14 protein-coding genes are annotated in these 13,618 nt (G+C 66.8%); 4 read left to right on the plus strand and 10 right to left on the minus strand.

Translation table 11 applies throughout. The features are described 5' to 3' along the window. Positions 1-17 precede the first annotated feature (17 nt). Entirely contained in the window at positions 18-314 is a 297-nt protein-coding gene (locus HNP02_RS21605; RefSeq protein WP_184442329.1) for a hypothetical protein, read from the plus strand. Here HNP02_RS21605 and HNP02_RS21610 read toward each other — a convergent pair. After that, positions 311-1,525 (minus strand): GAF domain-containing sensor histidine kinase, encoded by a 1,215-nt coding sequence (locus tag HNP02_RS21610; protein ID WP_184442331.1) that lies wholly within the window; start codon positions 1,523-1,525, stop codon positions 311-313. The genes HNP02_RS21605 and HNP02_RS21610 overlap by 4 nt on opposite strands. A gap of 7 nt (positions 1,526-1,532) precedes the next feature. Further along, positions 1,533-2,186, minus strand: a complete 654-nt coding sequence (locus HNP02_RS21615; protein WP_184442333.1) for a response regulator transcription factor — start codon at positions 2,184-2,186, stop codon at positions 1,533-1,535. Positions 2,187-2,297: 111 nt separating this feature from the next. Between HNP02_RS21615 and HNP02_RS21620 the strand changes: the two genes are divergently transcribed. The 3 genes from HNP02_RS21620 (at position 2,298) to HNP02_RS21630 (ending at position 5,713) form a co-directional block, all read left to right on the plus strand. After that, positions 2,298-3,074 (plus strand): HAD hydrolase-like protein, encoded by a 777-nt coding sequence (locus HNP02_RS21620; protein WP_309241650.1) that lies wholly within the window; start codon positions 2,298-2,300, stop codon positions 3,072-3,074. A 99-nt stretch (positions 3,075-3,173) separates the two neighbouring features. After that, entirely contained in the window at positions 3,174-4,403 is a 1,230-nt protein-coding gene (locus HNP02_RS21625) for a serine hydrolase domain-containing protein (protein ID WP_184442335.1), read from the plus strand. Between the two features lie 53 nt (positions 4,404-4,456). Continuing rightward, complete coding sequence (locus HNP02_RS21630; RefSeq protein ID WP_184442337.1) at positions 4,457-5,713, plus strand: HNH endonuclease signature motif containing protein; 1,257 nt, start codon at positions 4,457-4,459, stop codon at positions 5,711-5,713. Here the strand turns inward: HNP02_RS21630 and mmsB are convergent. The 8 genes from mmsB to HNP02_RS21670 all read right to left on the minus strand — a co-directional run bounded on the left by mmsB (position 5,710) and on the right by HNP02_RS21670 (position 13,615). Beyond that, the gene (gene mmsB, locus HNP02_RS21635) at positions 5,710-6,585 is read right to left on the minus strand and encodes a 3-hydroxyisobutyrate dehydrogenase (RefSeq protein ID WP_184442339.1); all 876 of its coding nucleotides are present in this window, start codon (positions 6,583-6,585) and stop codon (positions 5,710-5,712) included. The two genes, HNP02_RS21630 and mmsB, sit on opposite strands and share 4 nt — an antisense overlap. Positions 6,586-6,599: 14 nt before the next feature. Beyond that, positions 6,600-7,775, minus strand: coding sequence for an acyl-CoA dehydrogenase family protein (locus HNP02_RS21640; protein ID WP_184442341.1), 1,176 nt, complete (start codon positions 7,773-7,775; stop codon positions 6,600-6,602). Positions 7,776-7,785: 10 nt separating this feature from the next. After that, positions 7,786-9,306 (minus strand): CoA-acylating methylmalonate-semialdehyde dehydrogenase, encoded by a 1,521-nt coding sequence (locus HNP02_RS21645; RefSeq protein ID WP_184442343.1) that lies wholly within the window; start codon positions 9,304-9,306, stop codon positions 7,786-7,788. A gap of 116 nt (positions 9,307-9,422) precedes the next feature. Next, entirely contained in the window at positions 9,423-10,034 is a 612-nt protein-coding gene (gene rfbC / locus HNP02_RS21650; RefSeq protein ID WP_184442345.1) for a dTDP-4-dehydrorhamnose 3,5-epimerase, read from the minus strand. Next, the gene (gene rfbB, locus HNP02_RS21655) at positions 10,031-11,026 is read right to left on the minus strand and encodes a dTDP-glucose 4,6-dehydratase (RefSeq protein ID WP_184442347.1); all 996 of its coding nucleotides are present in this window, start codon (positions 11,024-11,026) and stop codon (positions 10,031-10,033) included. Before rfbB ends, rfbC begins: the two co-directional genes overlap by 4 nt. A 25-nt stretch (positions 11,027-11,051) precedes the next feature. After that, positions 11,052-11,885, minus strand: a complete 834-nt coding sequence (locus tag HNP02_RS21660; protein ID WP_184442349.1) for an LLM class F420-dependent oxidoreductase — start codon at positions 11,883-11,885, stop codon at positions 11,052-11,054. Then, positions 11,882-12,739: an LLM class F420-dependent oxidoreductase gene (locus HNP02_RS21665; protein WP_184442351.1), complete on the minus strand. Its 858-nt coding sequence runs from the start codon at positions 12,737-12,739 to the stop codon at positions 11,882-11,884. Before HNP02_RS21665 ends, HNP02_RS21660 begins: the two co-directional genes overlap by 4 nt. Positions 12,740-12,766: 27 nt before the next feature. Then, the gene (locus HNP02_RS21670) at positions 12,767-13,615 is read right to left on the minus strand and encodes an LLM class F420-dependent oxidoreductase (RefSeq protein WP_184442353.1); all 849 of its coding nucleotides are present in this window, start codon (positions 13,613-13,615) and stop codon (positions 12,767-12,769) included. Positions 13,616-13,618: the final 3 nt, after the last annotated feature.

Genomic DNA, 13,618 nt, shown 5'->3' on the forward strand with positions numbered 1-13,618 from the left:
GGGTCCTATCCCCAATCATGAAGAAGCTCAGCATCATCGCCATTCTCGTTGCCGCAAGCCTTGGATCGCCGGCCGCGGCTGCGGCAGCACCCGGCGGTCCCGGTGGCTTCGGCAACGCCCAAGACACCATCAACTCGCTGCAGGTGCAGGGCTTCAACGTGCAGCTCAACGGGGCAGCGGTGTACCCGCTATCGGGATGCAAGGTCACCGGCATCGAAGGATTGCACGATTCGAACATCAACTCGAATGGATCGATCATCGACCCAACCCAATTCACCACCGTCTACGTCGACATCTCCTGCAAGGGAGGTTAAGGAGCTGTGGTCGAAGGCAGCGGGATGGTCGCCGTGACTGCCGTACCGGACCCTGGCCGTGATCGGATGTTGAGCCGGCCGCCGACGATCTCCGCGCGCTCGGCCATCGACAGTAGACCGTAGCCGCCCATCTCGTCGCCTCCGAGCGGATGCTCGAGCGTATCGAAACCCAGCCCGTTGTCTACGATTTCGAGTCGGACGTGTTCGTCGCCCACCGAGAACGTGAGCTTCGCGTTGGTGGCCTTTGCGTGCTTGACGACGTTCTGCAGACATTCCTGCGCGATGCGGTACAGCGCGATCTCGATGTGGTCGGGCAGCCGGGCGTCCGCCAACTCGACGTCGACGTCGACGGCTGGGATCGACCGCGCCAAGCTGGCCAGCCCGCCCGTCAGCCCGAGGTCGTCGAGCACCGGCGGGCGCAGCCCGTTGATCGCCGCGCGGGCCTCGCCGAGTGTGAGATCGACGAGTTCGCGAGCCAGCGCCAATTGTTCAGCAGCGGTGGTGGAATCGTCGCCAACGGCTCGGCTGGCGGCGTCAAGCCGGTAGGACAGCGTGACGAGCCGCTGGCTGATGCCGTCGTGGATGTCGCCGGCCAGCCGGCGCCGTTCGAGTTCCTGCGCCTGGATGACCTGCTCGACGAAGTTCTCGTGCGCACGATCGCGGGCCACTAGCTGGCGGTGCATCCGCGCCTGGTGCATGGCGCCAGCGATCAGCCGACCGATGACAAGGAGCAGTTCCACGTCGCGGTCGGCGAACTCACGGCGCTGCACGGTGTGCACGTTGAGGACGCCGACCAGTCCGCCGGGGTCGGTCTCCATCGGCACCGAGACCATCGAGGTGAAGTCCGAACCGCGCAGCGACTCGAACGGCTTGTACCGCGGATCGGACTCCTTGTCGTGGATGATCACGACCGGCTCGCGATGGCTGGCGACCCAGCCGGATATCCCCTGCCCCAAGGGAAGTCGGATCTTGCCGACCTCGCTATCGAAGGGTGGTGTCGCGCCCGTCAGGGTCAGCGAGCGTTCGGTGTCGTCGAGCACGTGCACGAAGCAGACGTCGGTGGCCGTCGCGGTGGTGATCATCCTGGCTGCCGCCTCGGCCAGCGGCTCCACACCGGGACCGCTCGACGCCGCCTGGATCAACTCCCGCAACAGCGCCAGCTCGCGGTCGGCGTCGACGAGGTCGCGAACGGCGTTGGGTTTGGCAGTCATGGGCGCCTCACTGGTAGATGCCTTCTCGCAGTGCGGTGGCGACGGCGCCGGTACGGTCGCTGACGCCGAGCTTGCGGTAGATGGACCGGAGGTGGGTCTTGACGGTTTCGTCGCCGATCACCAACTTGTTGGCGACGCCCTTGTTGGACAGCCCGTTGACGACGAGCGACAGGATCTCGCTCTCGCGCTGGGTCAGCCCCTGCCGGGCACCTGGCCAGAACTCGTCGCGCTGCAGCCGCGCCGCGGTGTCGACGGCGCGCGCCGCCATGCTGGGGTCGATGGCCGTCTCGCCGCGATGCACGAACTCGAGTTGGCGGACGAGTTCGTCGCTGCTGATGCTCTTCAGCAGGTAGCCGGAGGCACCCACCCGCAGCGCCTGGAAGAGGTACTGCTCGTCGTCGTAGACCGAAAGCATCACGATCTTGCGGCCTGGGTCCTGGCTGCGAAGGTCGGCGCACAGGTCCAGCCCGCTGGCGCCCTGCATGCGGACGTCGCACAGGACGACGTCGGGGTCGAGATGGGCGACGACGCTGAGCGCGCGCTCGGCCCCAACGGCCTGGCCGACCACCTCCACCCGGTCGCCGAACGAGGCCAGCATCGCCTTGAGCCCCTCGATGACCATCTCGTGGTCATCGATGAGGACGAGCCTGACCGGATTCATGCCATCACCCTAGATGCGCAGGTCATCACGCCTGCCCAAGACGGTGCCCAAGATGGCTACCCGAATCCCCCGTTTGGGGGAGTCGGGCCAGGTGTGACGTAGGACACCCTGGTGAGCGTGCCGGTTGCGTGTGATGTGAGGACGTTCTGGTGGGATGCCGGGCGACCGGCTCATGCCGCCGTCGAGCCGTTGAAGGCAGTGATCTTCGACCTCGATGGCGCGTTGGCCGACGTGGAGCGCGACGGCCAGCGGTTGGCGTTCAACGCCGCGTTCGCGGCACATGGCCTGGACATCAGCTGGACTGTCGAGGAGTACGGCCGGCTGATGTGCATCGGCGACGAGCAGCGACGCATCGCGTCGGCCCTGCGCAGGCGTGGTTTCGGCAGGGTCAGCGCGGAGATCGCCGCACACGTGTCCCGGACCAAGAACGATCTGTTCGAGGCATCCGTGCTGAACGGCGACGTCACGGCGCGGACGGGCCTCGAAGATCTGGTGAACAGCCTGTTCTTCGCGGGCGTGCCCATCGCGGTCGTCAGCACGGGTTCCCGGACGTGGGTGGAGCCGCTGGTGCGGCAGCTCGTCGGCGACGGCATCGCCGAGACCGTGGTGACCCCCGACGACCTCCCCAACCCCGGCCGTGAGCCCGACCTGCACGGGTATGCACTGTGGGAACTCGGGCTCGCGCCCGAAAGCGCGCTGGCGGTGGCTGGCACACATCGCGGACTGCGGGCCGCGCGCGCCGCGAAGCTGGCGACGCTCGTCGTCACCACCGGCTACAGCATCGGCGGTGACTTCGCCTGTGCCGCGGAGGTGCGGTCCGAGTACGACGGGCTGCTGTCCGCGGGCTGCGAGCTGATGCACCGGCGCTGGCAGACCACCGGCCGGTAGACATCTGAGTTCTCACCGTCGCTCCCCGAACCCGAACGTACGATCTTTTGATCGGGGGACTTCGCACGCGAAACCTCCACTGGACGATGGAGTGGAGACATGGCCAAGGGTGTCTCGACTGCGACCGATACCGTCTGCGGTGACGTCGACGAGGGCTATGGGAAGGTCGCCGACGCATTTCGGCGCAACCTGAGCAGTGGTCGAGAGCTTGGCGCCGCGGTCGCGGTCTACCGCGAGGGTCGGAAGGTCGTCGACCTATGGGGCGGCTATCGCGACGCCAACACGCGAGCGCCGTGGCAGCAGGACACGATCGTCAATGTCTTCTCGACGACGAAGGGTATCGCCTCGCTTGCAGTAGCGGTCGCCGTCTCACGTGGCCTGCTCGACTACGACGCCAAGATTGCCGACTACTGGCCAGAGTTCGCGCAGGCAGGCAAGGGCTCGATCACCGTGCGACAACTGCTGGGGCACCAGGCGGGACTGGTTGCGGTCGAACCGCGGTTGACACTGGCCGATATCGCGGACCCGGAGAAGATGTCGGCGAAGATCGCTGCGCAGGAACCACATTGGCTGCCCGGTACCAGGCACGGCTACCACGCAGTGACGCTCGGGTGGTATCAGTCCGAGCTCATTCGCCGTGTGGACCCCAAGGGACGCACGATCGGCCGGTTCTTCGCGGAGGAGATCGCGGCACCACTCGACTTGGACTTCTACATCGGGCTGCCGGTGTCGGTGGATCGAAACCGGGTGGCGCAGTTGCAGGCCTTCGCCCTTCGGGAGTTGGTGTTGCACTTGAACACAATGCCCCCGATGTTCGCAGTCGCGATGTTCAACCCGTCGAGTCTGTCTGCGAGAGCCTTCGTGGTCGCCGCGGGTGTCAAGGGCGCCGCAGACTTCAACCGCGACGAACTCCGGGTGCTCGAAATGCCGTCTGTCAACGGCACGGCTACCGCGCGGTCGATCGCGAAGGTGTACGGCGACGCTGCCAGCGGAGGTCCCGGGCTGGCCTTGAGTAGGGCTGTCCGCGACGATCTGGAGGGCCCCGCGGTGCCACCCACCAAGGGCCTGCGCGACAAAGTGATCCATACCGACGCGTCGTACTCGCTGGGCCTCGGCAAGCCCACCGCTGAATTCGTATTCGGCTCCTCGGACAGGGCCTTCGGATGGCCAGGAGCAGGTGGCTCGTTCGGCTTCGCCGATCCAGATACCGGTGTCGGGTTCGGCTACGTGATGAACAAGATGGGCTTCCACATCTTCAGCGACCCGAGAGAACTCAGCCTGCGTCAAGCCGTGTTCCGCGACGTCCTTGGAGTCAGAGCCCAGCGCTGACGCACTAGGAGAGCTGAGCCAAAAATGTCGTACCCCTCTGGTTTGATGGTGGTATGTCCTCGCCTGCAGCCTCTTTCGCTCCTGAGGTGAGCCCGGCTGAGCGTCTCGATGTGTTGTTGGACAAGGTGGCGGAGTTGACCGGCCAGCGCAACGCGATCGACGGGCAGATCGTGGACATCGTGGCCGAGATCGACCACGACGAGCTGTGGGGCGCCACCGGCGCCCGCTCGGTGCCTTCGTTGGTGGCATGGATGACCGGTGTGTCACCCCGCAACGCCGAAATCATCGCCACCGTCGCGCAGCGGATCGAGGAGTTCCCGCGCTGCGCGAAGGGCATGCGGGAGGGCCGATTCTCCCTGGATCAGGTCGGCGTCATCGCCGAACGCGCCGCCGACGGATCCGACGCGCACTACGCGGAGATGGCCGCCTACTCGACGGTCAACCAACTGCGTACCGCGATCAAGCTGGAACCGCGACCCGAGCCCGAGCCGCGGCCGGAACCCCGGCGCTCGATCAGCAAGACCGCCGACGAGCAGACCGCGACCTGGCGGATCACCCTGCCGCACGATGAGGCCGCGACGTTCGACGCCGCGCTCGACTCGCATCGCGACGCGCTGATCACCGACTGGAAACGCGACCACACCGACGCAGACCCAGACGGAGACGGTGTCGCGGCGCAGGCGCCGCCGAAACCCAACACCGTCGATGCGTTCATGAGCCTGGTCGAGGCCGGGTGGGACACCGACGTCGCGCGCCGCCCGCATGGGCAGCGCACAACCGTGGTCGTGCACGTCGACCTCGAGAGCCGCGTCGCCGCCCTGCATCTAGGCCCGCTGTTATCCGATGACGACCGCCGCTACCTGACCTGTGATGCCACCTGCGAAGTCTGGTTCGAACGCGACGGCCGGGTGATCGGCTCGGGACGGGCGACCCGTACGGTCGGGCGTCGGCTGCGCCGTGTTCTCGAGCACCGCGACCGCTGCTGTGTGGTGCCTGGGTGCGGGGCGACCTGCGGTCTGCACGCTCATCACGTCCGGCATTGGGAGGACGGCGGGCTGACCGAGTTGGACAACCTGGTTCTGGTCTGCTCCCAGCACCACCGGGCCCATCATCGGGGTGTCATCACCATCACCGGACCCGCCCAGCACCTCGTCGTCACCGACCAACAAGGCAGACCGCTGAAGGCCGGATCACTGGCCCGACCCCCGACCACACCCCCACCCGCGGTCAAACCGTGTCGGGGACCGACCGGCGAACGCGCCCAATGGTGGTGGTACCAACCATTCCAACCACCACCCTCGACCAACTAGCCGTTTCTGATCAGTTCGATGACGGCGCTGAAGTCCTTGTCGGCATGATCGGCGGCGAACTTCGCGTAGATCTCGGCGGCGTGGGTGCCTAGCGGTGCGGTGGAGCCCGACGAGCTGACGGCGTCCATCGCCAGGCCGAGGTCCTTGTTCATCAGCGCCGTCGCGAACCCCGGCTTGAAGTCGTTGTTGGCCGGCGAGGTCGGAACCGGGCCGGGAACAGGGCAATTCGTGTGGACCGACCAGCAGTTCCCGGTGGCGCCGGTGATCACGTCGAACAGCGACTGTGCGGACAGGCCCAGCTTTTCGGCCAGTACGAAGGCTTCACCGATGGCGATCTGCTGCACCGCGAGCACCATGTTGTTGCACAGCTTGGCGGATTGGCCGGTGCCGGACGCACCGCAGTGAATGATCTTGCCCGCCATCGGTTCCAGCACGGGTTTGGCCCGCTCGACGGCGGCGTCGTCACCACCCACCATGAAGGCCAACGTGCCCGCGGTGGCGCCCTTGACGCCGCCGGACACCGGCGCGTCGAGCTGCGCGAAGCCGTGCTCTCCTGCCTGCGCGTTGATGGCCCGTGCGTCGTCGACGGAGATCGTCGAGGTGTCGATGAACAGCGCGCCCGGCTTGGCCGCGGGTAGCACCTCGGCGTAGCAGGCCTTGACGATGGCGCCGTTGGGCAGCGAGGTGATCACCACGTCCGCATCGGCAACGGCCTCGGCGCCGCTGTCGAACACCTTGGCGCCCTTGTCCTCTGCGGCCGCCTTCAGCGCGGGCACCAGGTCGAATCCGCGCACGGTGTGCCCGGCCGCGACCAGATTGGCCGCCATCGGCCCACCCATGTTGCCAAGCCCCAAGAATGCCACGGTGCTCATCGAGCTATCTCCTTCTACGCGGAAGCGCGGGCCCGGGCGGCCTCGGCCCGCCCGATCACCACGCGCATGATTTCGTTGGTCCCCTCGAGGATGCGGTGCACCCGCAGATCGCGGACGATCTTCTCGAGTCCGTACTCGCTCAGATAGCCGTACCCACCGTGCAGTTGAAGCGCGCGGTCGGCGACGTCATAACAGGCATCGGTCACGTGGAGCTTGGCCATCGCGCACAGCTCCACCTTCTCCGGCTCGTCGTTGTCGAGAGCGGATGCCGCCCGCCACAACATCATCCGCGACGACTCCAACGCGGTTGCCATGTCCGCCAGTGCAAAGCGGATGGTCGGCTCGTCGATAAGACTGGCACCGAACGCCTCCCGATCGCGCACGTATGCGGCGGCCTTCTGATACGCGGATGCCGCCCCGCCGAGCGAGCACGCCGCGATGTTGAGACGGCCGCCGTTCAACCCGCTCATCGCGATCCCGAAGCCGGCGCCCTCGCGCTCAGCGCCACCGAGCATCGCGTCGGCGGGTACCCGCACGCCCTCCATGATCACCTGAGCGGTCGGCTGGCCGTTCCACCCCATCTTGAGTTCCTGCGCACCGAAACTCAGACCGGGCGTGCCATTCTCGACGACGAAGGCCGAGATGCCGCGCGGACCCGGGGCACCGGTGCGGGCCATCACGACGTACACGTCGGACGCCCCGGCACCGGAGATGAATTGCTTGACGCCGTCGAGCACGTAGTCACTGCCGTCACGAACTGCCTTGGTGCGCAGTGCAGCCGCATCCGAACCGGCTGACGGCTCCGTCAGACAGTAACTGGCCACTGTTTCCATCGTCGCCAACCGGGGCACCCACGCCTTGCGTTGTTCGTGCGTGCCATAGGTGTCCACCATCCACGCACACATGTTGTGGATCGACAGGAACGCTGCCGTCGAGGGATCCGCCATCGCCAACTGTTCGAAGATGCGCACCGCATCGAGGCGCCGCAAACCGCTGCCGCCGACGTCCTCGCTGCAGTACATGGCCGCCATGCCCAACTCGGCGGCCTCGCGCAACGCGTCGAGCGGGAAGTGCTTGGTGGCATCCCATTCCAAGGCGAACGGTGCGATGCGCTTGGCGGCGAACTCGGCCGCCGTCTCGGCGATGACACGCTCGTCATCGTCGAGACCGAAGTAGCGCTGAGTGCTCACGGCCCTAGCCCTACTTCATCGTCGGGATGCTGAATTCGGCGCCGTCCTTGATGCCGGACGGCCACCGCTGCGTGACCGTCTTAGTCTTGGTGTAGAACAGAATCGAATGCGGTCCGTGCTGGTTGAGGTCGCCGAAGCCGGAGCGCTTCCAACCGCCAAAGGTGTGGTAGGAGACCGGAACCGGGATCGGCACGTTCACGCCGACCATGCCGACCTGGACGCGGGACACGAAGTCGCGCGCGGTGTCGCCGTCGCGGGTGAAGATCGCCACGCCGTTGCCGTACTCGTGCTCCGACGGCAGTCGCAGGGCCTCTTCGTAGTCGTTCGCCCGCACGATGCACAGCACGGGTCCGAAGATCTCGTCGGTGTAGATCGACATGTCGGGGGTCACGTGGTCGAACAGGGTGGGCCCGATGAAGTAACCGCCTTCGAGGCTCTCGTCACCGAAGGTGAGCTCGTCGGTGGCGCGTTCGCGGCCGTCGATCACTGCTTCTGCGCCTGCGGCGACACCCTGGCCGATGTAGTCGCGCACCCGCTCGAGGGCCGCACCGGTGACCAGTGGGCCGTAGTCCGCCTTCGGGTCGAGGCTGTGTCCGACCCGAAGGTTGTTGACGCGCTCGACCAGCCTGGCGCGCAGGCGATCCGCGGTCTGCTCGCCGATCGGCACGGCGACGCTGATGGCCATGCATCGTTCACCCGCGCTGCCGTAGCCCGCGCCGATCAATGCGTCGACGGCCTGATCGAGGTCGGCGTCGGGCATGATGATCATGTGGTTCTTGGCGCCGCCAAAACATTGGGCGCGCTTGCCGTTTGCCGCTGCGGTGGAGTAGATGTATTGCGCGATGTCGGAGCTGCCGACGAAGCCGACGGCCTGAATGTCGGGATGGTGCAGGATGGCGTCGACGGCTTCCTTGTCGCCCTGCACCACCTGGAAGACACCGGGGGGCAGACCGGCCTCGAGGAACAGTTCGGCCAGCCGGACCGGTACCGACGGGTCGCGCTCGGAGGGTTTGAGGATGAAGGCGTTGCCGCACGCAAGCGCCGGTCCCGCCTTCCACAGCGGGATCATCGCGGGGAAGTTGAACGGCGTGATGCCCGCGACGACGCCGAGCGGCTGGCGCATGGAGTAGACGTCGATGCCACCGCCCGCGCCCTCGGTGTACTCGCCCTTGAGCAGGTGCGGGATGCCGACGGCGAACTCGATGACCTCGACGCCGCGCTGGATGTCGCCGCGTGAGTCGGCGACGGTCTTGCCGTGTTCGCGGGAGAGAAGCTCGGCCAACTCATCCATGTTCTGGTTGACCAGGTCGACGAACTTCATCATCACGCGGGCCCGGCGCTGCGGGTTGTATGCGGCCCAGTCCTTCTGCGCTTCGACCGCGACCGCCACTGCGGCGTCGACGTCGGCCGCGGATGCCAAGAGAACCTGCGCCTGGACCTTGCCGGTGCTCGGGTCGAGGACGTCGGCGGTGCGGGTCGATGACCCTGCCGTGCGCTCGCCGTTGATGAAGTGCGGAATCTGTGTGGTCATGACCTGCCCTTTGAGAACGCTCTGCGGTGAATACTAGGATATCCTAGTATTCAGAGGGCATGGCTGACAAGTGACATGGCTCACCGCCGAGTGCTCTCAAGCGGAACGGATTGGGGCTAGTCCGCGGGGTGCAGGCGGCGAAGCCTTTCGACGAACGCCTGCGCGTCATCCCACGTCGGCAACAGGTCGGCTGCCTGAACCTCGGCGAGCGTGGGAGCCGCGGCATCGCGGTCGGACAGCGTCGGGTCGGTGACGGGCCAGTCCACGCCGATGACGGGATCGGTCGGGCAGATGGTGTGCTCGCGCTCGGGGGAGTAGCCGGCCGAGCACAGGTAGGACACCGTCGAATCATCTTGCAGTGCAACGAATCCGTGGGCGAGACCCTCGGAGATGTAGATAGACCGGTGGTCCTTGTCGTCGAGCAGCACCGAGTCCCACTGTGCGAACGTCGGCGAGCCGACCCGGATGTCGACGACGACGTCGAGTACCGCGCCGCGCAGGCACGTCACGTACTTGGCCTGGCTCGGCGGCAGTTGCGCGAAGTGCAGACCGCGCAGCACGCCCGCCGACGACACCGACGTGTTGGCCTGCCGAAGATCCAGCCGATGCCCGGTCATCGCGGCGAACTCGCGATCGGAGAACCATTCGAAGAACACGCCACGCTCGTCCCCGTGCACCGTCGGCGTGATCTCCCATGCACCCGGAACGCTGAGTTCTCGGGACGTCACTGGCCACGCTCCTGGTAGACCGCCTCGGCCTCGTCCTTCAACGGCCGCCACCAGGATTCGTTGGCGCGATACCAGTCGATCGTCTCCCGCAGGCCGGCCTCGAAGTCGGTGTGCTCTGGCGCCCAACCCAATTCATCGCGCAGCACGGACGGGTCGATCGCATAGCGGACGTCGTGGCCTGCGCGGTCGGGGACGAAGTCGAAGTCGTCGGCATCGCGATCCATCGATCGCAGCACCGCGCGCATCACCGAGAGGTTGTCGCGTTCGCCGTCGGCCCCGATCAGATACGTCCGGCCGATCGCACCGTCGGCGAGGATCCGCCATACCGCGCGGTTGTGGTCGTCGACGTGGATCCAGTCCCGCACGTTGGCGCCCGCGCCGTACAACTTGGGCCGCCTGCCGGTCAGCACGTTCGTGATCTGGCGGGGGATGAACTTCTCCACGTGCTGATATGGCCCGTAGTTGTTGGAGCAGTTGGAGATGGTCGCCCGTACGCCGTACGACCGCACCCAGGAACGCACCAGTAGGTCGGCGGCGGCCTTGGTCGACGAGTACGGACTCGACGGGTTGTAGGGCGTGCCCTCGGTGAAGCGGTGCGGGTCGTTCAGCTCCAGATCGCCGTACACCTCGTCGGTCGACACGTGGTGCAGCCGAACTCCGTGCTGACGCACGGCCTCCAGAATCGCGAACGTGCCAATCACGTTGGTGCGCACGAACGGCTCCGGATCGGCCAGCGCGTTGTCGACGTGCGTCTCCGCGGCGAAGTGCACCACGGCGTCCGATCCGGCGACGAGCTTGCCGATCAATTCGGTGTCGGTGATGTCGCCGCGGACCAGTTCCACGTCGTCCTGCACCGGTGCCAGTGAGTCCTGGCTGCCCGCATAGGTCATGGCGTCGACGACCGTCACCGCGACCTCGGGGTGCTCGCGCACCATGGCGTGTACGAAGTTCGCGCCGATGAATCCGGCGCCACCGGTGACCAGCATCCGCATGCTCAGACCCTAGCGGGCGGCGGATCTACTCTCCGGCCGACAGTCCCAGCGGGCCTGCCAGCTCGGCGAGGGTGGACATCAGTTTCGCCGGGTCGGGCGAGAGAACCGCCACGTGATCAGCCCCTGCGCCGAGGTGTTCGTTCACCCGTTTGGCGACGGCTTCCGCGGTGCCGTGTGCCAGTAGCGCGTCGATCAACCGGTCACTGCCCGGCGGGGCGAGGTCGTCGTCGGTGAAACCGAGACGCCTCCAACTGCTGGCGTAGTTGACCGTGCCGAGGTAGTTGCCGATCATCTGCCGCCCGATGGTGCGGGATGCGTCCGGGTCGGGGTTGATCGCCACCAGTTGCGACGGTGCCAGGAGGGCTTCGCTGCCGAGCGTCTTGCGTGCCAGCGCAGTGTGCTCGGGTGTGGTCAGAGCGGGGTGAGCCCCTGCGCTGCGCCTGGCGGCCAATTCGAGCATCCTTGGCCCCAATGCCGCGAGCACGCGGCGGTGGGCAGGCACCCCGGCGGCGTCGAGCTCGTCGAGGTAGTCGACCAGCGCGTCGTAGGGCTTGCGGTATTCGGTGGTGTGTTCTGGATGCCCGACGCCGATGCCAAGCAGGAAGCGGCCGGGGTAGGCCGCCTCGATGCGGTGAAACGACTCGGCGACGTCCTTCGCCGAAGCCGTCCACACGTTCACGATGCCGGTGGCGAGCTGCAAGGTGGTCGTGTGCGCCAGGATCGGCTCGGCGAACGCCAGTTCGGCCGCCGGCGAGCCCGCGACCCACAGCGTGCCGTAACCGAGCCGCTCGACCTCGCGCACTTCCTCGCCGGTGACGGTCCCGCCGACCGCGACTCCGACGCGCCCCAGCCGTGTCACGACTTGGGTGTCAGGCCCAGTGGACCGGCCAGATCGGCGAGCGTCGGCAGAAGGGCGTCCTTGCCGCCGAGCACCTGGATCGTGACGTGATCGGCGCCTGCGTCGAGATGCTCGGTCAGCCGCGCGGCGATCGCCTCGGGGGTGCCGTGCGCGACCACCGCGTCGATCAGCTTGTCACTGCCCGGTTTGGCGAGGTCGGCGTCGGTGAAGCCGAGCCGCTTCCAGTTGTTCAGATAGTTGCTCAGGTTCAGGTAGAAGTCCACGGTCTCGCGGCCGATCGCACGGGCCTGCTCGGCGTCCCTGGTCAACACCACCTTGTGCTCCGGCGCAAGGAACACCGTGTTGCCGATGAGCTGGTCCGCCTGGGCGGTGTGCTCGGGTGTGGTCAGGTAGGGGTGGGCACCGGCGCTGCGCTTGGCGGCCAGCTCGAGCACCTTGGGTCCCAGCGCCGCAACGACGCGTCGACTGGTCGGCACCGTGGCCGCGTCCAGCGCGTCCAGGTACTCCACCAGTACGTCGTAGGGCTTGCGGTACTCCTCGGTGTGCTCCGGATGGCCGATGCCGATGCCCAGCAGGAAGCGGCCCGGGTAGGCGCCTTCGATGCGGTGATACGACTCTGCGACCTGGTCGGCGGGCGCCGTCCACACGTTGACGATGCCGGTGGCCACCTGCAGCGTCTCGGTCTTCTCGAGGATCGGCTCGACGAAGGCCAGATCACCCTTGGGTGACCCGCCGACCCAGATCGCGCCGTAGCCGAGCTTCTCGATCTCGACCGCCTGCTCCGGTGTGGGAGCGCCAAACGTCCAAACGCCGAATCGGCCAAGATCGGGTTTGAGGGCTACTGCGTCAGTCATGCGAGTCCCTTCAAGGTTGGGGCCGGCTCACTGCAAGCCGAGTGGACCTGCCAGTTCGGTGAGTGCAGGTACCAGCTTGTCAGGAGACGTCAGTACCTGAACGGCCACGGTGTCGGCACCGGCAGCGAGATGTTCGTTGAGTCGCGCGGCGATGGCGTCGGTGGTGCCGTACGCGACGACGGCGTCGATGAAGCGGTCGCTGCCGGGCTTGGCCAGGTCCTCGTCGGTGAAGCCGAGCCGCTTGAAGTTGTTCAGGTAGTTGGCAAGGCCCAGGTACATGTCGAGTGCCTTGCGGCCGGTGGCGCGCGCCTGTTCGGCATCCGTGGTCAGGATGACCTTGTGCTCGGGGGCGATGTACGCATCGGGCCCGAGCAGCTCACGGGCCTGTGCGGTGTGCTCGGGTGTCGTCAGGTAGGGGTGGGCGCCCGCGCTGCGCCGCGCCGAGAGCTTGAGCACCTGGGGGCCGAGTGCGGCGACCACGATGTGGTCCTTGGGCACGCCGTGCTCGTCGAGCTCGTCCAGGTACTCGGTCAGCGCGTCGTAGGGCTTCTTGTACTCGGCGAGCGCCTCGGGATGCCCAACCCCGATGCCGAGCAGGAACCGGTTGGGGTAGGCCTTGTCGATGCGGTGGTAGGACTCCGCGACGGGTCCCGCCGCGGCGGTCCAGATGTTGACGATGCCGGTGGCCACCTTCAGGTTGGTGGTGGCCTCCAGGATGGGGTCGACCCACGACAGCTCGGCTGCGGGCGAGCCGCCTGCCCAGATCGCCCCATAGCCGAGGGCTTCGATGTCCTGAAACTGCTTGGGGGTCACCTTCTGCCACAGGGCCTCGTGGTGACCGAAGACGCCAAACTTGCCGAGATCAGGTTTCGTCATGGT

It is taken from the genome of Mycobacterium sp. AZCC_0083 (assembly GCF_014202335.1).
In the GTDB taxonomy this organism is placed as follows: domain Bacteria; phylum Actinomycetota; class Actinomycetes; order Mycobacteriales; family Mycobacteriaceae; genus Mycobacterium.